Source organism: Crocosphaera sp., from assembly GCF_030064895.1.
GTDB lineage: Bacteria > Cyanobacteriota > Cyanobacteriia > Cyanobacteriales > Microcystaceae > Crocosphaera.
The window spans coordinates 1-20,692 of the sequence record NZ_JASJEB010000096.1; the positions used below are offsets into that span (position 1 = coordinate 1).

Sequence of the window (20,692 nt, forward strand, 5' to 3'; positions counted from 1 at the left end):
CGGCCATGATTTCTAAAGCTATAATAATCCAATCATTCTCTTGACATACTTCCCAAATAATCTGACGTAATCTTTTCTCTACATCACCAACTAAGACTTTTTTGCGTCGTTTAGGTATCCAGACAAAATGATAATTAATGAGAGATACAGTATGTGAAGTTTTTCTATATTGTTGGTTCACAGTCAAAAAATAATGCTAGAATAATGTAGATAAATACAGTATAGTCCACAACTAAGTTAAGTCAAGTGATTTTAGGTTACTGCTATAAGCTTCGTCCAAATGTTGGTCAGTCAAACAAGATTGACAGATGGATAGATATGCTTAGGGCTAACTATAATTGGTCTTTAGCTGACCGCATAGATTCCTATTATCAAAGATATATTTGTGGAGACTATTGCGACTTAAGAACTAAGGTAATTATTACTCCCTTAACTTGTTCATTAGGAGGTGCAACGGGGAATCCTTGGTCTAATAAAGGTAAGAAAAAAAGCCCTGTTAATATACAAATAACTGAACTTCCCTTACTTAAAAAAGCAAGACCTTGGTATGACGAAATAGATTCTACTGTCCTACAACAAAATCTCAGACGGTTAGATAACGCCTATAATAACTTTTTTCAGCAAAATCGAAGATTTCCTAAGTTTAAGAATCGCAGTACCTTTCGTTCTTTTACTTATGCCACTGGAGTAAAAATAAAGGGAAATAAAATCTATTTACCTAAGTTGGGATGGACTAAATTCTATAATTCTCGTCCTATACCTGATGGTTTTAAGATTAAATCAGTTACAGTTAGAAAAAAGAGTAACGGTTATTATGTTTCAGTCAGAATAGAACATAAATCGGTTCCTGATTTCCCTCTTAAGAATATAGAAGAGGTAAAAACCGTTATCGGTTTAGATATGGGGTTAGGTAAGTTAGTGTACTGTTCAGACTCTTCAGCTATTGATAATCCTAGATTCGCTACAAATAAGACAACAAAAAGATTACAAAAAATTCGTCAAAGGAGAGTTAGTCGAAAAAAGAAAGGATCTAATAATAGACGAAAATCTCAACAAAAACTTTCAGGCTTTCAATATAGAATTGCTATTAAACGAGAAGCTTATCAATGGCAAACAGCTAAGAAAATTGTTCAAAAATCTGATGCCATTGCCATTGAAGATTTGCAAATTTCTAACATGATTAAGGGGTGTAAACCTAAATATGATGAAAACACAGGACGGTTTCTGAAAAATGGACAAAGTGCTAAGCGCGCTTTAAACCGATTAATTGCTGATGCTTCATGGTATTCATTAACCCAAAAAATTGAGTACATGGCTGCAAAGTCAGGAAAGATTGTTTTAAGGGTTAATCCTCGTCATACTAGCCAAGAATGTTCGGTTTGTCATCACATAGATCCTGATAATAGAAAAGGAGAAAAATTCTTTTGTACTAACTGTGGTCATGTTGATGATGCCAATTTTCAAGCGAGTATTAATATCAAGAACAAAGCAATTAATCACTATAGTTTAAACATAGTTAAAAAGGTACGGAGGGACTTGCCGGAACCGAAACAATTAACTTTGTTTCAAACGCCCACCTCTGAATTAACAGAGAATAAACGGAGAAAACATTACGCTCGTAAGAGCAAACGTGATGTGCCTGGGAACTTGAGTGAATATACTTTGCAGTTAAGTCTATTTAATCAAGAAAATAACCATCCCGACAGGGATTCGTTATGAATCTCCTCGGCTTTAGCCAGGAGAGCGTCAAAATCCATTAAACTATGCTACCCACTCACTAAACCATCCTGAAAATCCCCTAATCCCAAAAATCCTGATACTGGGGATGTAGGGGATAAGAGGAAAAGCGATCGCTGCGTAAAAAACAAAAATAGGAACATTGTTCAACAAAGTCCCTACTGTTATGCTTTTCAGAGTTTAGAATGAGTATAGTATGTGATTTATCTGGGAGTTATCCTTGGCAATGGTTTCCAATCAACTATTGCGCAACAGTGTATAACTCCTATTTCTTGCCCTTGCGGCCATAGGTTCCGGCACCAACAGCACCAGCTAAAGCTAATAGTCCAAGGGTGGAAGTTGGTTCAGGAACGGATGTGGACTCAGATAAGAAAATCAACTGACCCCCTTGCACTAAGTCTTCACTAGCAATAATTCCGTCACGGAGACTATGGGCTTGAGTATCGAGAATAAAGAGTCTTTCCTCGCTACCAAACAATTCAGTTACATCTAAAATGCCGGAACTTTCCCAGTCACCACAATCAGTGGGATCATCATCAGTCACGCCAGTAGGAACAACAACACTACGATCCATCTGAGCAATGCGTGTTAACTGATTGCCATTATTGGGGTCAAGTTGCCAGATAGAAGCTTCTTCGTCACTGGTGTCACAGAAAGCACCAATAGAACGGTCTTCTTGAATATAAATTTTGCCATCATCTGCCCAGTCTAAGTTATCGGGGCTACGAAGTCCAAAGTCAGGCCCAGCAAAACCAGGTGCAACATCTCCATCGTAAAGAACCGTTGCTTCTGCGGTTAAGGTGCTTAGATCATTCTTGAAACTATAGGTAGTTCCCCAGCTATCTTCAGGGAAGACACCAGGACGACCAGTAGAAGCCATAACGATTTCAGTGGTGTCGTTGGGATTGGTTGCTACGTCTTCAGGACGGGAGAATAGAAAGGCATTTAAGTTAGTTAAACCATCAATAATAGTGGGATTATCAGAATCTCCAGGCTGGATACTATTGAGTGCCTGTGCGCGACCAGTTTGGGTATCTAACCCATCCTGAGTGGCGAAACCGTCGGAATCAAAGCCATCACTATCATCAGCATCAGGGGTATCTGGATCAATATTAACCACAGGAACCCAATCACCTAAGACACTAGAACCAGTGCTAAACCCTCCCAGAGTAGGAGTTGTATCGCCATTACGTGCAACCCAAGTATAAAGAGTTCCTTGGGCTAAACCGTTTCTTTCTAAGAAACCAGCCCCAGCAGTGGTATCTTTTTCGCCAACATACAAGTACATGGCGGCTGCTTCTCTGTCGTCTCCCACAAGTAAAGCAACTTGATTAGGGTTTCCAGGATCAATGGGTGTAATATTTTCCCAAGCAGCGCGGCCTAAAGCTGGTGCAGCATAAAGCGCACCACCTTGAGGAGATCCAATTGAGGCAACATCTAAGACAAACTCAGTCCCACCGTTAGTTTCTTCACCGGCAAAGTAAATATCATCTACAAAACCAAAGGTTCCAGCATCAACGTGCATACCAGAACAAAAACGGTTTAAGGATGCACCTGTAGGAAATTGACTGGTATCAGTGATTAAATCACCCCTGCGGTCAAAAATGCGATCGAAAGCCAAACCACCATCAATCACTTCCTTGCTGTCGATATCTACATCAAAGTAATGAATACGCGCACCACCAGGCACGGTAAGATCATTGGCGGGATTGCCGTCTAGAGTGTTAATATCATAGGAATAACCTGTGCCATCATTTAACTCACTGTTAACTAGAAAGCGAACCGTATCATCATTGAGTTTAAAGGCTCCAATTCCATCTAAAATGCCTGTGGGTCTATAACCATTAATCTCTTCTCCAATGGTAAAGATAGCTTCAGTTTCCCAATTACCAATTCCTTGGATTTGGGCTTCAGGATAGGCTGTTTGTCCTCGTGCGGCTTCTGCGCCAATGATAGCAAAAGTTACTACAGTGCTTAAAGCAGCAACAATCTTTAAAGTGTTTTTCATGTTCTCCAATGTTAGGGATAGTGTTTATTGAGGATTATTTTTTAAGGATTTCAATAGTTTCCATAAATTCCTCCTCACGACCATCAAGTATTATTCAGATAGGATAGGAAAAAGTAATTGAATGGTTAAGTTTCATTTAAGACCTGACAATTTTAAGCTTTTTCTCAGGTTTGTATGCTGGGTGTATTGAGCAAAAAAAAAGTAGGCAAAGATTAATCTTGCCTACTTTTACAATTTTTAAACCTGGTGGTTAACTATGGAGTATTGTTGGAAACAACTAAATAGCAATACTTTGAGGAATACGAGAAGGTTGTAAATAAATATAAGGGGTTTTGCCTTCTTTTTTCAGTTGTTTGTTTCGTTCTTTTAATTGAGATTCAATCTCTTGTAAACTTTTTTTGAAGTCTTTAAATACTTGTTTATCTGCCTCTTGTTTGAAGGGGTTAGATAAGGTTAAAAGACTTTTACTGGTAATGGGAGGAAGAATGGTTAAGACTTTAACTAAGACGATTTGTTTAATAGTTTGTAGTCTTCCTGGTAACCATTTTAATAATATTTTTTCTCGTTCTTCTTCACTGTCAACACTATAAAGAGAAGAGAAAGGTTGATACAAAGCAAAGGGCATATTTGCTACCCATGCACCATAATCATACTGTCCGAAGTTTACAGCAGCGTGTTGAGTACTTGCTAGGAATATCATTGTAGTGAGAATATCAATAAGATCCTCAACATTATTGAGTTTTCCAGTCAGTTGTTCGGCTTTTTCTGGGGGCAGTAATCCTTGAATAGTCCCTGCATCAGCAGAAATTAACTCATTTTTCCAAGCTTGTAATTTGTCGTCATTTTCAACAGCTTGGTTATCTTTGTAGTGATTTTTAATAACATCACTAACATAATTTTTCGTTGCTTCCCACATCAACAAAGCATCGTCTTTGTAGTAATAGTTAGGTAAGTCTTGAACATCACGGGATTCTAAACTATAGGGTAAGGCTTTTTGATACAATTGCCAAGGTTCACCCTGATAGTTTGTAACTAATCCTTTGCCCCAATAAGCTCGACTTAATAATTCATTAGAGCTAGTATAACCCAAAGCACCGGTAGAATCAAAAAATCCTCCTCGGCCTAGAAAAACAGAACGAGCCATATAATTAATAGCTAAAGTATTAAAAAAGTGGGGTTTCAACAGTTGATAAAGAATGTGATCTAGAGATAAGGTTCGGTAGGTACTTACGGCACAAACTTCTAGAGCTAAATGAGTATCTAGTAAGTGAGCAATAATCCCTTGATAGGCAATATCTGTTGCAGAAACGGCTAATTTTGCTGCTTTCCATTCAGCTTTGGAAGAGTTAGGAGTAAAAATTTCAGGATAAGGATCGCTTTCTTGGTTGTATTTTTGTTTAACTTTAATAGCAACAGGAAGTAATTGCTCTTTCTCATTTAGATAAAATAAACACAGAGGAGAACAACTATAACGACCCAATTGATCCTCTTGAGAAGAATCAATAATATCCTCAAAAATTTCGTAATTAACTAGATATAGTTGGCCTTGCTCTAAAGCAGATTGCAAAGAAAAATTATCTCCTAAATATTCTTTTAAATGCTCATCTTTTACAGGAAACTTACTATCTGTTGCAATATCTTCTGCCTTACATTTTCTCAGTAAAACAGGGTTAAGACCTTGTAAAAATTGCCGTCCAAATTCTATATCCTCTTCCCAAATATCTGCAATTAAAGGTTTTGGCAATAAGGGCAATTTGAAAAATTGGAATAAATCTGTTACCTTTTCCCAGTAATCACTAGGTTTTAAAACTTCCAGTAAACCTAAATCAGCCACTCCCTTAAATTCAAAATTTGTTCTGCTTAAATAACCCAGAACATAAAACAATTGGGTAATAATTAAAATGAGAACAGACTTGAGGGCGGTTAAATCAAACCACAACACCTTAAAAGCAGTAAATCCTTCCCCTTTGGGCAGTCCAACCACATAAGGAGGTGCGCCAGGATAACGTTCTTTTGGATTAACCCATTGAAAGGTATCTTTGGCATTATTAAACATAGCTTTTTTCTCCTAATTTGGAAATTTCTAGAAACTTTGATCTTGGTCATAAAAGTTCAGAAATTTAGGTTTAATTTCTTGTGGTATAAGCGTTAAACATTATGGTTAGGGAGTTAAAGCAATACTGCTCAAATAAACTTGAAAACTTGATTAAATAGGAAGTATTGGTAGTGTGGGAAGTAAAGAAAAATAATATTTTGCTTCCCCATCTACCTCTACCTCTATCTCTATCTAAACAGATAATTTCCGAAAACGCAACAGTATTGGGAGTTAAAGAGGAAAAGTTATTCCCCTTTATTTGTGGTAATTAAAGCGAGAAAATCATCAAGGAATGGCTATCAATGATTAGATATTTAATCAATACGAGAAAATAACATTTCTCCTTCAGCAGCCAACTCTCCATCAACGGTTGCCTCACCTTTCATTTTAGCAATTCTTTCCCGTTTGAAAGCTAGTAATTCCACGGTAATGATTAATTGATCTCCCGGGATAACCTGACGACGAAACCTGACTTTATCGATACCAGCAAAAGCAAAAAATATCCCTTTCATACCTGGTAATAAGCTTAAAATAACTCCGCCAACTTGTGCCATTGATTCTACAATTAAAACCCCTGGCATAATGGGAAGGGGAGGAATATGACCAGGAAAGAACGGTTCATTAATGGTAACATTTTTTATGCCAACTGCCTTTTTCTCAGGGACATAATCAATGATACGATCAACTAAAGCAAAAGGGTAACGATGAGGTAATAATTCTCGGATTTCTTGAACCGTAAAGGTGGTTTGAATGGTACTATTTTCAGAAGCGTTATCAACAGGGTTTTCGGTGACATCAGACATACTAATTAAACAACCATCAATAGAAATAATCCTTTCTCATTATTTCACCATTCAACAAAATTTTTAAATAATGTTATATTTCTTTGAGAAGTTTTTCTCTTTCATATCAATTTTCATTTGCATAGATTACAAACTCAAAGAGAAATACTCTCCACTGTCACTAAACCGAGATTTTGATATAATCAATTGAAAACTGCTATCACGTGAGTTCGGAGTTAGGAGTTAGGAGTTCGGAGTTAGGAGTTATAATTTTTTTAACGAGATAATGAAGGTTTGAGACTTCTGATTTGAGTCAGTTTTCTCGAAATTTCCTTATATCGAACTCAGGTGCTATCATGAGTTAAAATGCCCAATAAGCGATGGCATAATAATCGCCAGGTTAATATTAGATAAGGACAAATGCTAGATAATTCAGATTTAATTTTAGTTGCAGGTGCGACTGGTGGTGTCGGGCAATTAGTGGTGGCTAAATTATTAGAAAAAAATCTTTCTGTTCGTGCTTTAACTAGAAATAAAAATAAAGCTGAACAGATGTTTGATGACAAAGTAAATATTGTGGTTGGAGATCTTCGTTATCCCGATACTCTCGCTTCAGCTATAGAAAATGTTACTTATATTATATGTTGTACTGGGACCACTGCTTTTCCTTCTCAAAGGTGGGATTTTGTTAACTTTTTTAAGGCTAAAAACAGTCCTCAAATAGTAGATGGTGAAGGAGTAAAAAACTTGATTTTAGCTGCTCCCAAAAACCTAATAAGATTTGTTTTTGTTTCTTCTTGTGGTGTTTTGAGGAAAGATAGTTTACCTTTTAATATTCTCAATAGCTTTGGGGTACTTGATGCTAAACTTTATGCAGAAAATACTCTTAAAAATTCGGAACTACCTTACACAATTATTCGTCCTGGAAGATTGATTGATGGTCCTTACACTTCTTATGATCTTAATACCTTACTTAGAGCAAAAACTGATGGGAAAAAAGCTGTTATCATTGGCACTGGTGATACTTTAAATGGAGAGACTAGCAGAATTGATGTTGCTAATATGTGTGTTGAATGTTTGAATTATGAGGTAACAATTAATCAAGCTTTTGATATCATTAATTCAGGAAAAAGACCAGAAGTTACTAATTGGAAACAACTTTTCAGTCAAATTATATAGCAGAAAAAAATAGTTAGCACATTTTTCATCTCCCTAGTTGTGATTCCGAGGAAGGATTAACGAAGTCAGAATTTATTTTTGAAATAGAAATTTATGCTCCGATTCAAAAACTATGCGCCTTAAAAGGCGGGGGTTTTGGTTTGACTATTTTCGATAATTTCCATAAATTTCTCACCATAATTCATAGTAATATTGCAATCATTAATTATATGTAAATCATATTTTAGCTAATAGATAAAGCTGAAAAATAACGAATGAATACTTATTTTAAAGGTTGAAAAATATGCAGTTTAAACTGTTGAGATAACTCTTCACAAACTTTGATTCCGCGAATACTATTCCCCCGTTTATCGAGGGGAGGAGAAAAGACACCAATCCCCATGACCCCCGGAACCACCCCTAAAATACCGCCTCCAACACCGCTTTTAGCAGGAAAACCCACTTTATAGGACCATTCACCCGCAAAGTCATACATACCGCAAGTAAACATGACACTGAGCAAATCTTTGATATAGTCAGGATTGATAGCTATTTGATCTGTGATCGGGTTAATTCCTTGATTGGCCAAAGTTGCAGCCATCACTGCTAAATCTCGACAATTAATGATAGCAGAACATTGTTGGAGATAGAGATCAAGGGTTTGTTTAATATCCCCAGAAATCATGCCAAAATTACGTAATAAATAAGAGATAGCCCAGTTGCGATCGCCTTGATTTTGTTCAGAAACTACAGCAGAAGTGTCAACATATACAGGATGACCCACATAACGTTGATACATTTTTAAGAGACGATTAAGCTTGTGTGCTGGACTTTTTCCTTTGATTAAACTGGTCATAGCGATTGCCCCAGTGTTCACCATACAATTATAGGGACGTTTAGAATTTTCTTCTACTTTAATAATAGAATCATAACTATCTCCTGTGGGTTCCACTTCCACTTTTGTTAAAATGTAGTCCCTGCCATGATCTTCTAATGCCATTCCATAGGCAAATACCTTAGAAATGGATTGAATTAAAAATGGTTTTTCGCTGTCTCCTACGGTATAAACTTGTCCATCGACAGTAACAATACAAATAGAAAAACAATTAGGATCAACCTCGACTAAATCAGGTTCACTTACATAAAGATTACCTTGATTTAACGGTAAATATTTATGGTATAAATGCTGTAAAAAGCTGTTCAAACTATCTTGTTCCTTGAAAAAAGAAGAAATTAATTTTCTTTTTTTATTAAAGGGATTATTAGAATAATCTGGTTTAAAAATATGCAGTTTAAACTGTTGAGAAAGTTCTTCAAAAATTTTTACTCCACGAACACTTTTATTATGGGTTCCTAGACGAGGAGAAAACACAGCAATTCCCATTGTATTGGGAATCACCCCAATGATCGCTCCTGATAAACCACTTTTTGCTGGTAGACCGACACGATAAGCCCATTGACCTGAAAAGTCATATAAGCCACTGCTAAACATAATACTGAGTAAATCTTTAGTATAATTTTCATTGATTGTTCTTTCTCCTGTAAGGGGATTTAAGCCTTGATTTGCCAATGTTGCTGCCATTAATGCCAAATCTTGACAAGTTACCAAAAAGGAGCATTGTTGAAAATAAAGGTCTAATATTTCTTCAACATTTCCTTCAATTAGTCCAAAATTAAGCATCATATAAGCAATAGCACGATTCCAACTATCTCCTGTTTTTCTTGACCAAAAAATTGACTCATTGATATTAACATCTCGCCCAAAATAACCACTAAACATCTTTAATAGTTTCTGTCGTTTTTCTTCTAGGTTATGTCCTTTAATTAAACTGGTAGTAATAATCGCTCCAGCATTAACCATCGGATTATATTTTCTATCTTGAATTTCTTGTGCCTCCATGATATCATTAAAGGGTTGTCCCGTCGGTTCAACCCCAATTTTATTGAGAACATACTCTTCTCCCCACTCTTCTAAAACCATGCCATAGACCAAAGGTTTAGAAATAGATTGAATTGTAAATAATTCGGATGTATCTCCTACACTATAAATTTGTCCATTTGTGGTCATAATACTAATGCCAAATAAATCAGGATCTGCTTTAGCTAAATCGGGAATATAAGTCGCATTTTCCCCCTCTTTTACATCCAGAAAACGTTGATATAAATCATTCAATGATTCCGCAAAAAAATCCTGAAATCCTATTTCTTCAGGAGCAAAAATTGACCATTCCTCACCCATATTTATATTTTCCATTGTTTAATTGAAGATCCCCAAGTTACCGAGGCTGATAAAACTCCTAATATTTTAATGTACAAATTGGCAATAAAGCAGTAGTCTACAAGGGTACGGAGACCTCAGAAATGATTATGTTGCCCTGAATGGTAATCGTTGCTGTTTATTTGGAGAAAAATTAATGAAACCAGCTAACTCCAACGAGTTTAAAACTTATACTCAAGCTGTAAAAGAAGGGAAATATGATTTATATGTTGGCAATTTGTTTGGTAAATACGATAATGTTCGTACCTATTGGGAAGATCAACTAACTCGTATTGTCTTGCGTCCTTTTTTACGAAACCTAGTCGAAATGCAACGTAGTGAAGGAAAAGGAATGAGAATCGTTGACTTAGGTTGTGGTGCAGGGCAAGGATACGATATTCTAACTAAAATTGATTATAATGACCTGGATTTAGGATTACAACATAAACGCGTATTGCCTTATGAAGACATTTCCTTGTTTGTCGGGTTAGATATTAGTCAGGCCATGGTAACCAAAGGTCAAGACCTGTTTTCCGATAAACCTAACGTACAATTTAAACAGGCAGATTTATCCCAAGGTTTAGGAGAGATTAAGGATAAAGAATCTGCTTTTGATCTTTATTTTTCTTCCTACGGTTCTCTATCCCATCTAGCGCGCAAAGATTTAGTAACCTTGTTAGAGGATATTTGTGATCATGGTAAAGATGGCAGTGTAGTCGTAATGGACTTAATTGGCCGTTATTCTGTGGAATGGCCTGGTTTTTGGCACGGGGAGTCTGAACAAGAAAAGGTTCGTGAATATAATATGGGTTATCTATATTCTGAGGCAGTTCGTCAAACCACCGATATTGAGTCGTTTCCCATTCGGTTTTGGACGGGACAAGAAGTCAGAGAATTAGCTCAAGAAATTAGTGAAAAAACAGGATTCACCCTAGAAGTTAGCAGATTAGTCGATCGCTCCCTTTTAGTTGGTCGTCATACGGATACAAGACATTTTAACCCCAAACTTAAACCCACTCGTCGCTCCATCAATTCCCTCCATGAAGATTATATGCGCACCAATTTAGAAGAATTAATATTGGATAGCAGCATCTTTCCAGAACATACCTTTATCAGTCCTTTGTTAGAAGATTTGATTAGCTCTTGGAATATTTTAATTGAGTTTACCCAACGTCGTCTTTCTCATAATATCTCCCTTCCCGATGTGGCCGGATGGGATCAATTTGCCAAACCCTTACAATTTGCTTTAATGACTATCGATCGCGTTATTGCAGATGTGGGTTGGATGTGGTACGGTGATCCCCGTGCCAATATTATTGAACCTCAATTGGGTTATGCGTTGAGAACCCTAGAGTACGAAATGCAAAAAGGATGGGGTTGTGGTCATGGATTAATTGCCGTGTTGACCCTCAAAAAATAAGTTAACTGAGATGTCGGGAGAAGTCCCTCGCTATAGCTAAGGTGGACGCATCGAGCCACAGGCGAGTACCGCCGGACGCTTAGGGATGGGATGAATCCCGACCAATATATTAACGTGCGACAGCACAACCTCGCTTAGATAGCTTGTGTTACCATTTGAGCAACTGTGTGCTAAAGTGATGTTATGACTCTAACACTGAACTATACATATAGAATCTACCCTGACAGTAAACAAGAGGTAATGTTATCTGAATGGCTGGAAATTTGTCGCCGTTCATATAATTATGCTTTGCGTGAACTAAAGGATTGGATTGCTTCAAAGAAGTGTCCAATAGATCGGTGTTCACTAGAGTCAGAATATATCATGTGTGCTGATTATCCTTTTCCAAGTTATCATCAGCAACAAAATCAATTACCCAAAGCTAAGAAAGTATATCCTTTGTTGGCTAAAGTTCCCAGTCAAGTCTTACAAACTAATGTTAGGAGACTGCATGATGCTTGGGACTTTTTTCGTAATCGGGGGTTTGGTTTTCCTCGGTTCAAGAAATATGGACAGATGAAGTCTTTACTGTTTCCTCAGTTTAGAAGCAATCCTTTGACAGGATGGCAGATCAAGTTACCAAAATTAGGAAAAGTACGGATAAATCTTCATCGTCCTATCCCTGATGGTTTTGTCATCAAACAGGTACGAGTTATCAAAAAAGCGATGGGGTGGTTTGCTGTAATCAGCATTCAATCTGACATAAATTTGCCTGAAATTGAATCACCATTCGGGCATTTTCTTGGTATTGATGTTGGTCTTTCCAGTTACTTAGCTACCAGTGATAACTACGTAGAAAAAGGACGTAAATTCTTCAAAAGCGAACACCGTAAGCTGAAATTGCTGCAACGTCGCCTAAGTAGAAAACAGAAGCGGTGCGACCCCGGCGATTCACAATCGCCTAGGGAACGCGCACCAAGACAACGTTCTAATAATTACGAAAAAGCCAGAAAGAAAGTTGAAAAGCAACATAATCATATTGCCTTCAAACGTAAAGATTACCAATTTAAATTAGCCCATAAGGTTTGTGATATGGGAGACAGTATCTTTATGGAGGATATTGACTTTCGCACAATGGCCAAGGGATTTCTGGGTAAGCATACCCTTGATGCAGGTTTTGGGCAATTCAGGGATATTCTGAAATATATCTGCAAGATAAGAGGTAAGTATTTTGGGTTAGTTGACCACCGAGGAACTAGCCAAACTTGTCCTAATTGTCGTGCAGAGGTTAGGAAAACCCTTTCTGATAGGGTTCATAACTGTCCTGAATGCGGATATCAATGTAACAGAGATGTTGCCAGCGCGCAAGAAATTTGTAATCGAGGAATAGAAACTACTACTCTGGGACTCAGAGGAAAGGAAACAGTCTGTCAAGTCGAGGTGTCGGGGGTGATGAGCCTAGATAACTGGCGTAGGGGTAACTTACCTCTGTGGGCAGAAATATCCCATCGTGAGTTGGGAAGCCCACGCTATACTGCCTAGCAGTTAGCGTGGGAGGATGTCACTTACCACTCGGTTTAATTATTTATCTTCAACCATTAAAATTGTAAGGTAATGGCAGACCTATGTAGAGAGATTCCTAAAACACCAACCCTAGAGAGTATTAGAAAGGTTACGCCTCATATTCCCCATATTGAAATCGCAGCCAGGGAATTTCAACGTACCATAGCAGAAGATGATATTGTTGCCCTCTATGGAGGTTTAGGGCGTTACTATAGTGGTCAAGGCTTATATTTCCTTGCTGAACCTTGGTTAGTAGACTGCTTAACCCTTACTAGAAGTCGTTTGCAAGAGCTTCATCCTGATGTAGCTACCAGTTTAAATAATTTAGCCGTACTGTACAAAAACCAAGGAAGATACACAGAAGCAGAACCTTTGTACAAAGATGCTTTAGCCTTGAGAAAAGAATTATTAGGCCATCGCCATCCTGATGTAGCTACCAGTCTAAATAATTTAGCCCTACTGTACGATAACCAAGGAAGATACTCAGAAGCAGAACCTTTGTACAAAGATGCTTTAGCCTTGAGAAAAGAATTATTAGGCCATCGCCATCCTGATGTAGCTACCAGTTTAAATAATTTAGCCGTACTATATGATAACCAAGGAAGACACCCAGAAGCAGAACCCTTGTTCATTGAAGCTTTAGCCTTGAGACAAGAATTATTAAGCCATCGCCATCCTGATGTGGCTGACAGTTTCAATGATTTAGCCATACTCTACGATAACCAGGGAAGATACCCAGAAGCAGAACCCTTGTTCATTGAAGCTTTAGCCTTGTATAAAGAATTATTAGGAGATCGCCATCCTTATGTAGCTACCACCTTAGATAATTTAGCCACACTCTACGATAACCAAGGAAGATACATAAAAGCAGAACCATTGTACAAACAAGCTTTAGCCTTGAGAAAAGAATTATTAGGAGATCGCCATCCTGATGTAGCTACCAGTCTAAATAATTTAGCTGTACTCTACGATAACCAGGGAAGATACACAGAAGCAGAACCCTTGTACGAAAAAGCTTTAGCCTTGTATAAAGAAATATTAGGCCATCGCCATCCTAATATAGCTACCAGTTTAAATAATTTAGCAGGACTCTACTATAAGCAAGGAAGATATACAGAAGCTGAACCCTTGTATAAAGATGCTTTAGCCTTGAGAAAAAAATTATTAGGAGATCAGCATCCTGATGTAGCTAACAGTTTAAATAATTTAGCCGTACTATATGATAACCAAGGAAAATACTCAGAAGCTGAACCTTTGTATATTGAAGCAGTAGCTATTGCAGAAGAAACATTAGGGGTTAATCATCCAAGTGCAGTTATTTTTCGGGATAATTTAGCTAGTTTGAGAAATGCTCAAAAATAAAGATTATATTCGTAGGTTGGGTTGAGGAACCAAACCCAACAATCATTAACCGTTGTGTTAAGTTTCACTCTGGTTCAACCCAACCTACATATTAAAAATTACTGTGTTTCAAATATACTCTACTTTTCCTAAGATTTCCTCTGGACTTAGTACCTCCCAAATTAAAATAAGACTTCGCAAAACTTTGCCAATAGAACGACTTTCTTTAATACAATATACAATACCTGAGTGTTCAGAACCCGAATAATGTAACTTTAAAAAGTCCCTATCTTGTGTAAAAATAACTCTGTGTTGGGAATTGGCAAACAGTAATTGTTCTTCATCTGATGCAGAAATCAATCCTACCTCAACCGTTGTTGTCACATCAATCTTTCTGCGTCTTAAACCCTCGGCGATCGCTTTATTAGCATTTTCGTCTAGGTGAAATTTAATCTTGTCTATCATGTCGCTGACTTAGTTTTTGTTTCACTAAAGAAGGAGTTTCTATTTGCATTTCTCTAGCAAATACTTTATCTTCTTGCATTTGTTTTCTGATCTCTTCAAAATGATCATGATAATAAGATAAAGCTGCATAAACATCCCCTAAAGTAATACTAGGATATTGGGAAACAATTTCATCAGGAGACATTCCCATCGATTCATGCCAAATAACAATATCTTCTACTCGAATACGATGTCCTGCAATACGTGGTTTTCCACCACATATTCCTGGCGTTATTTCAATATGATTAATGATTGTTTTTGTCATGTTTTAATTTCGATAATTAAATGTTATGTTGGGTTTCACTTTCGTTCAACCCAACCTACTTGATTTAAGCGTTAACTAAACTACGAGTATGACGTTCTTTTAAATAGGCCATAAACTCTCTTCCTTCCCGTAAACGACGCACTAACATTTGCGGATCACCTAACATTTCTTTAACAATAGGAACGATGGTACGACGACGGAAATAGAAACGACGATACATCTGTTCAACTCCCTCTTCAATTTCAGCAGCAGAGAGATTAGGATATTGTAAAGTTGACATTTGAATACCGGAACTAGCTACTAAGTTTCCGTTAGTAAACCAACCATTTTCTTGCGCTTGTTTATATAATTCTGTGCCAGGATAAGGAGAAGCAATAGACACTTGAATAGTATGGGGACTAATATCACAAGCAAAGCGAATAGTGTCTTCAATTGTTTCTTTACTTTCGTTTGGTAAACCGAGAATAAAGGCCCCGTGTACTTTAATACCCAGTTTATTACAGTTGTCCATAAATTTACGAGCAACTTCTAATTTAATGCCTTTTTTCACTCCATCTAATACCCCTTGATTTCCTGATTCAAAACCAACTAATAATAAGCGTAAGCCATTATCTCTTAAAGTTTTTAGGGTTTCGTAATCTAGGTTAGCACGGGCGTTACAACTCCAGGTTAGGTTAAGCTTTTTCAGATGTTCACTAATAGCCATAACCCGTTTTTTATCGATGGTGAAAGTATCATCATCAAAGAAATATTCTCGAACCTCGTCACCCCAGATAGACTTAGCTAAAGCCATTTCTTTACCCACAGCTTCGGGAGTTTTGGCACGGTATTGATGTCCCCCGATAGTTTGCGGCCAGAGACAAAAAGTACATTTCGCAGGACACCCTCTTCCTGTGTACAAAGAGATGTAAGGATGCAGTAAATAACCAATAAAATAGTTACGGAAATTTAGATGTTTTTCGTACATAGGAAAAACACTTGGCATTGAGTCCCAATCGTGAATTAATTCCCGTTCTTCGGTATGCTTAATATTACCAGAAGCATCACGATAACTTAGTCCTTTAATCTCTGCGTAGGGTTTCCCTTCTGCTAATTCTTTACAAGTGTAATCAAATTCGTTGCGACAAACAAAGTCGATAATAGGGTTTTCTTCTAAGGTTTGACTGGGTAAAACAGCAGCATGGGCCCCCAATAAACCTACTTCAGTATCAGGGTTTTGTGCTTTAATAGCCTCGGCACATTTGACATCGTTGGGTAAGGTGGGGGTACTGGTGTACATAATCACCAGTTCGTAGTCCTTGGCAATTTTTAAGACATCCTCGACGGTTTGATAATGGGCCGGTGCATCTACTAATTTACTGTCTGGGACTAAGGCTGCTGGTTGCGCTAACCAGGTGGGATACCAAAAGGAGGTAATTTCTCGTTTGGCTTGATATCTGGCCCCGGCCGCGCCATCAAAACCATCAAAGGAGGGAGGACTTAAAAATAAGGTCTTTTTCATGTTTTCCTTACCGTTCACATTTACTCACATCAGTTTCTCATCGGTACAGTTACCTGATGAGCAAGTTCTTGTAATGCTAACGAATTTTCTATTAGTTGATCAAGCAATTATGAAGTTAAAATTATAATTTATTGTTTAAGAATTTATAGATTCTGATATAGCAATCAGTAATGATATATGATAAATGAGAACATATAGAGGAGATAATAGTATTAACCTGAGTTCGATATAAGGAAATTTCGAGAAAACTGACTCAAATCAGAAGTCTCAAACCTTCATTCTCTCGTTAAAAAAATTATAACTCCTAACTCCTAACTGCTAACTCCGAACTCACGTTCGTAGGGATTTAACACTGTGTTTTTCCTACTTCTGGTTTTCTTACAACTGAAACCTGATTGCTATAGTTTGGTAAAATAAACAGTGATCATTCCTTATTGTGGATAGATAATAGTGAAGTTTCGTCCTTTTTTTGCCACTCTCATCTTTGGTGTTATTCTGCTTCTCTCCCTCGCAGTAACCAGCGTCTATTTCATACTGAAACCGAGTCCTTTCCCTTTATTAGCAGGAGGGGTTATTAAGGAACCAACTACAGCAATTTTTCTTCCCAGACAAGCACCAGTTATGGTTTCTTTATTAACTAACCCCGATCGCTTGGATGGGTTGGGACGGTTTATTGCTTCCCCTGAAAAAAGACGGCGATCACATCAAGAAATACTCACCATTGAAAAAACTTTATTAGCTAAAACAGGATTAGATTATCAATCACAAATTCAACCTTGGTTAGGTGAAGAAATGACTTTGGCTGTTACTTCTCTTGACTACGATCATAACCCTAATAATGGTATTAAACCGGGTTATTTATTGGCGGTTTCTACTAAGGACCAAGAACTGGCTAAAGAGTTCCTCGAAACTTCCTATTCTACTGACGCGATCGCAGGGACTTCTGATTTAGTTTTTGAATCTTATAAGGGGGTTAATTTAATTGCTCAACAAAACCCCAATCTAACAAAAAATACACCTCTTTCTGCTACAGCAGTTGTGGGGAATATGGTTCTTTTTGCTAATGATATACAGGTGCTAAAAGAGAGTATTAATAATGTACAAGTTCCTGATTTAAACTTAAAGAATGCACCAGGTTATCAGAAGGCATTAGATACGATTATTGATCCGAGAATTGGTATTGTTTACACTAATTTTCCTGCTTTATCTGCTTGGTTGGCTAATCTACCTATCCCAGAATTACCTGAGATTACTCAAACTTTAACTATTGCTTTTTCCATCAAAGAAGAGGGGTTAGTTGCTCAAACTGCTTTAATTGGAGTCTCGGGAGAAAGAGATCGCTCTCCTATTTTGTCGGAACCAGTTGGTGCGTTTTCTTATCTTCCTGACAACACTATTTTAACCGCAGCAGGTACTAACTTAAATCAATTATGGCAACAAATTGAGACGGGGTTAGACCAAGATAGTCCCCTGCAACAACTATTAAATCAAGCTATAACCTATCTAGAAGAACCATTAGGTGTAAATTTGGCAAAAGATGTTTTTCCTTGGGTTCAAGGGGAATTTAGCGTAGGTTTAGTACCAAAAGAGGAAGGGGGTGAAGCTGATTGGATTTTTGTTGCGGAAAAAAGTCCTAATGTTGCTATAGATGAGGTATTAACACAGTTTGATCAACAAGCAGAAGATGCTGGTTATACAGTAGGAAAATTACCCTTATTAGACACCGATGTAACTGTTTGGACACAGCTAAAAGCAACGGTTAATCCTGATAAAAAAAACCTAGCTAGTTTACAAGCTGAGGTGAGTGGTATTCATGGCAATGTTGATAATTATGTTATCTTTTCTACTTCGTTTGAAGCTATTTCTGAGGCTATTTCTTCGGATTATACGAAACTAATAGATACGGAAGAATTTCAGCACGTTGTCGAAGGACTATCCCCAGAGAATGATGGCTATTTCTATATTAACTGGGAAAAAAGTGAACCTATTTTAAACCAAAAATTACCCATTACCAGAGTTGTAGAATTTGGGGTTAAACCCTTATTAAGAAATATTCGTTCTTTAACTGTCAGTAGTCAAGGTAGTCAAGATAATATTAGTCGTGCCACTATTTTCTTTAATATTGGTGTCTAAGACAAACAAGATGCTTGTTACGGTCTAGAAGGGTGTGTTACTATTTGTAAATAAATGTAAATAACACACCGCTAGAAAAAAACATGAAAGTAAAATATCCCATTAATTTGCACAAAGCACTAACATTGTTCTTTGTCTTAGGTTTGATGACTCTATATCAAAACTTTAGTGTTACTGCTTGGGTTTATTTGGCACTGCACGGAACTTATGGTATCCTTTGGCTATTAAAAGATATGATATATCCAGACAAAAGTTGGGAAGAAGAAGTACCTATTCCTGTAGGAATTTTCACCTTTTTTGTTGTTGATCTTTATTGGGTTGCTCCTTTTATTTTAATCAGTCAAAATATAGAAGCATCTCCCCCTTTAATTGGTGTAGCTATTTCAATGAATCTTGTGGGTATTTTACTGCACTACACTGGAGATGCTCAAAAATATTACACCCTTAAATATCATTCAGGGTTAATCACAGAAGGATTTTTTGCCCGTTGTCGCAACACTAATTATTTAGGCGAAATCTTAACTTATACTAGCTTTGCTTTATTAACTCAGCATTGGTTACCCTTTGTTATTTTAGGACTATTTATTAGTCTTATTATGCTTCCTAATATGCTCAAAAAAGATAAGTCCCTTTCCCGTTATCCTCAATTTGAAGCTTATCAAAAAGTATCCGGTTTAATCTTCCCTAAATTATTTTTGAGCGAATCTGAAAAAAATATCATTTCTCAACAAAATTAACCCTCAATATTATGCTCAGGAAAGGTCCAAAAAATCAGCTATATATTGATTAACTAATTCTGGTTGTTCCTGTTGTACCCAATGACTACAATTAGGAATATACTTAATAGTTAAATTCTCAACATAATCATCGGTTCTATAAGTCAATTCTTTTCCTAAGTAGATGTCATTTTCACCCCATACTATTAATGTAGGAATATTTATTTTATTCCATGATTTTTGAGGTTTAAATAGTTCTCGAAAAAAACAACGATAATAATTAATTGCTGCTGTCAAAGCACTGGGTTGTGCAGCAGCTTTTTTGTAAGCTTCTATGTCTTCTGAAGTAAATGCAGATTCATCAATTGTATGTTTTGTAAATGCAGATGTGATCGCTTGATAATCATTCCGTTTAAATAATAATTCTGGTAAAAAAGGAAGTTGAAAAAAGAAAATATACCAACTTTTTTTTAACTGTTGAGGAGTACGTAAACCTTCCATAAACTTAGCTGGATGAGGAAGATTTAAAATAATCAATTTTTCCACCATCTCTGGATATTGATCAGCAAAATACCAAGCGATCGCACCACCCCAGTCATGAGCGACTAAATTACATTTTTTGTACCCTAAATTAGTAATAATACCAGCAACATCTTTAACTAATTCTGAGATGCTGTATGATTGAATAGACTGGGGTTTATCACTATAATTATAACCTCGTAAGTCAGGAGCAACCACTCGATAATTATTAGAGAAAGCTGCTATTTGATGTCTCCATGAGTACCAAAATTCAGGAAATCCATGTAACATTAACATCAACTTTCCTTCTCCTTCCGAAACATAATGAAGTTTAACCCCATTCGTCTCAAGATAGTTATGATTCCAACTTTTATTAACTAAAGACATGATGACAAAACATTGAACATTGAACATTGAACATTAAACATTGAACATTTTGGTTTCAAGCCTACTTCCAAACTAATGATAAATGATAAATGATAAATGAAATTACCTTTATTAAAACCTAGAATTTATTATTAATATAATTCAAAAATAACAAATAATTTTGTCCATTGTCCATTGTCCATTGTCCATTGTCCGGGAGCATCCCAAAGTTGCAAATTGTCCTTGATTGATAATAGTTGATCTGATTAATTTCCCCCCGTCTCCCCATCTCCCCCTCTCCCCGTCAAACTCCAAGAATAAGTTTTTGGCAAAAATGGGATGCTCCCC

Annotated in this window: 17 protein-coding genes; 7 read left to right on the plus strand and 10 right to left on the minus strand. The window is 36.9% G+C overall.

Features of this window, described 5'->3' with window-relative positions:
- The coding region (tnpA, locus tag QNJ66_RS19065) for an IS200/IS605 family transposase (protein ID WP_300509771.1) at positions 1 to 181 on the minus strand (181 nt) is incomplete at its 3' end.
- 65 nt (positions 182 to 246) lie between these two features.
- Here tnpA and QNJ66_RS19070 point away from each other — a divergent pair.
- Positions 247 to 1,719 (plus strand): transposase, encoded by a 1,473-nt coding sequence (locus QNJ66_RS19070; RefSeq protein ID WP_300509774.1) that lies wholly within the window; start codon positions 247 to 249, stop codon positions 1,717 to 1,719.
- Positions 1,720 to 2,002: 283 nt separating this feature from the next.
- Here the strand turns inward: QNJ66_RS19070 and QNJ66_RS19075 are convergent, their stop codons facing one another.
- From QNJ66_RS19075 to fabZ, 3 genes are all read right to left on the minus strand, one after another.
- Entirely contained in the window at positions 2,003 to 3,745 is a 1,743-nt protein-coding gene (locus tag QNJ66_RS19075; RefSeq protein WP_300509776.1) for an alkaline phosphatase PhoX, read from the minus strand.
- Positions 3,746 to 4,022: 277 nt separating this feature from the next.
- The gene (locus tag QNJ66_RS19080; protein WP_300509778.1) at positions 4,023 to 5,801 is read right to left on the minus strand and encodes a lipoxygenase family protein; all 1,779 of its coding nucleotides are present in this window, start codon (positions 5,799 to 5,801) and stop codon (positions 4,023 to 4,025) included.
- A gap of 353 nt (positions 5,802 to 6,154) precedes the next feature.
- Positions 6,155 to 6,643 (minus strand): 3-hydroxyacyl-ACP dehydratase FabZ, encoded by a 489-nt coding sequence (gene fabZ, locus QNJ66_RS19085; protein WP_300509780.1) that lies wholly within the window; start codon positions 6,641 to 6,643, stop codon positions 6,155 to 6,157.
- A 399-nt stretch (positions 6,644 to 7,042) separates the two neighbouring features.
- On the opposite strand from fabZ, the gene QNJ66_RS19090 reads away from it, so the two are divergent.
- A complete protein-coding gene (locus QNJ66_RS19090) occupies positions 7,043 to 7,801 on the plus strand; it encodes an SDR family oxidoreductase (protein WP_300509782.1) in 759 nt (252 codons plus the stop codon).
- Between the two features lie 262 nt (positions 7,802 to 8,063).
- Here QNJ66_RS19090 and glsA read toward each other — a convergent pair whose 3' ends face one another.
- Positions 8,064 to 10,034, minus strand: coding sequence for a glutaminase A (gene glsA, locus QNJ66_RS19095; protein ID WP_300509784.1), 1,971 nt, complete (start codon positions 10,032 to 10,034; stop codon positions 8,064 to 8,066).
- Between the two features lie 160 nt (positions 10,035 to 10,194).
- Between glsA and QNJ66_RS19100 the strand changes: the two genes are divergently transcribed.
- The 3 genes from QNJ66_RS19100 to QNJ66_RS19110 all read left to right on the plus strand — a co-directional run bounded on the left by QNJ66_RS19100 (position 10,195) and on the right by QNJ66_RS19110 (position 14,361).
- Positions 10,195 to 11,457: a class I SAM-dependent methyltransferase gene (locus tag QNJ66_RS19100; RefSeq protein ID WP_300509787.1), complete on the plus strand. Its 1,263-nt coding sequence runs from the start codon at positions 10,195 to 10,197 to the stop codon at positions 11,455 to 11,457.
- 183 nt (positions 11,458 to 11,640) lie between these two features.
- Positions 11,641 to 12,978, plus strand: coding sequence for a transposase (locus QNJ66_RS19105; protein WP_300509789.1), 1,338 nt, complete (start codon positions 11,641 to 11,643; stop codon positions 12,976 to 12,978).
- Positions 12,979 to 13,050: 72 nt separating this feature from the next.
- Entirely contained in the window at positions 13,051 to 14,361 is a 1,311-nt protein-coding gene (locus tag QNJ66_RS19110) for a tetratricopeptide repeat protein (RefSeq protein ID WP_366146295.1), read from the plus strand.
- Between the two features lie 108 nt (positions 14,362 to 14,469).
- On the opposite strand, the gene QNJ66_RS19115 is transcribed toward QNJ66_RS19110, so the two are convergent.
- The 3 genes from QNJ66_RS19115 to hpnJ form a co-directional block, all read right to left on the minus strand.
- Positions 14,470 to 14,805: a DUF5615 family PIN-like protein gene (locus QNJ66_RS19115; RefSeq protein WP_300509790.1), complete on the minus strand. Its 336-nt coding sequence runs from the start codon at positions 14,803 to 14,805 to the stop codon at positions 14,470 to 14,472.
- On the minus strand, positions 14,789 to 15,109 hold the full coding sequence (locus QNJ66_RS19120; protein WP_300509791.1) for a DUF433 domain-containing protein: 321 nt from the start codon (positions 15,107 to 15,109) through the stop codon (positions 14,789 to 14,791). Before QNJ66_RS19120 ends, QNJ66_RS19115 begins: the two co-directional genes overlap by 17 nt.
- Positions 15,110 to 15,173: 64 nt before the next feature.
- Positions 15,174 to 16,610, minus strand: coding sequence for a hopanoid biosynthesis associated radical SAM protein HpnJ (gene hpnJ, locus QNJ66_RS19125; protein WP_300509793.1), 1,437 nt, complete (start codon positions 16,608 to 16,610; stop codon positions 15,174 to 15,176).
- Positions 16,611 to 17,060: 450 nt separating this feature from the next.
- On the opposite strand from hpnJ, the gene QNJ66_RS19130 reads away from it, so the two are divergent.
- Together QNJ66_RS19130 and QNJ66_RS19135 are read left to right on the plus strand one after the other, a co-directional pair.
- On the plus strand, positions 17,061 to 18,743 hold the full coding sequence (locus QNJ66_RS19130; RefSeq protein WP_300509795.1) for a DUF3352 domain-containing protein: 1,683 nt from the start codon (positions 17,061 to 17,063) through the stop codon (positions 18,741 to 18,743).
- Positions 18,744 to 18,826: 83 nt separating this feature from the next.
- Positions 18,827 to 19,480 carry a DUF1295 domain-containing protein gene (locus tag QNJ66_RS19135; RefSeq protein ID WP_300509798.1) on the plus strand — a complete coding sequence of 218 codons (654 nt, stop codon included), beginning with the start codon at positions 18,827 to 18,829 and terminating at the stop codon, positions 19,478 to 19,480.
- Between the two features lie 15 nt (positions 19,481 to 19,495).
- On the opposite strand, the gene QNJ66_RS19140 is transcribed toward QNJ66_RS19135, so the two are convergent.
- Both QNJ66_RS19140 and QNJ66_RS19145 read right to left on the minus strand, forming a co-directional pair.
- A complete protein-coding gene (locus QNJ66_RS19140; RefSeq protein ID WP_300509800.1) occupies positions 19,496 to 20,365 on the minus strand; it encodes an alpha/beta hydrolase in 870 nt (289 codons plus the stop codon).
- Positions 20,366 to 20,506: 141 nt separating this feature from the next.
- Positions 20,507 to 20,692, minus strand: a 186-nt coding sequence (locus tag QNJ66_RS19145) for a hypothetical protein (protein ID WP_300509802.1), incomplete at its 5' end; no start/stop codon positions are given.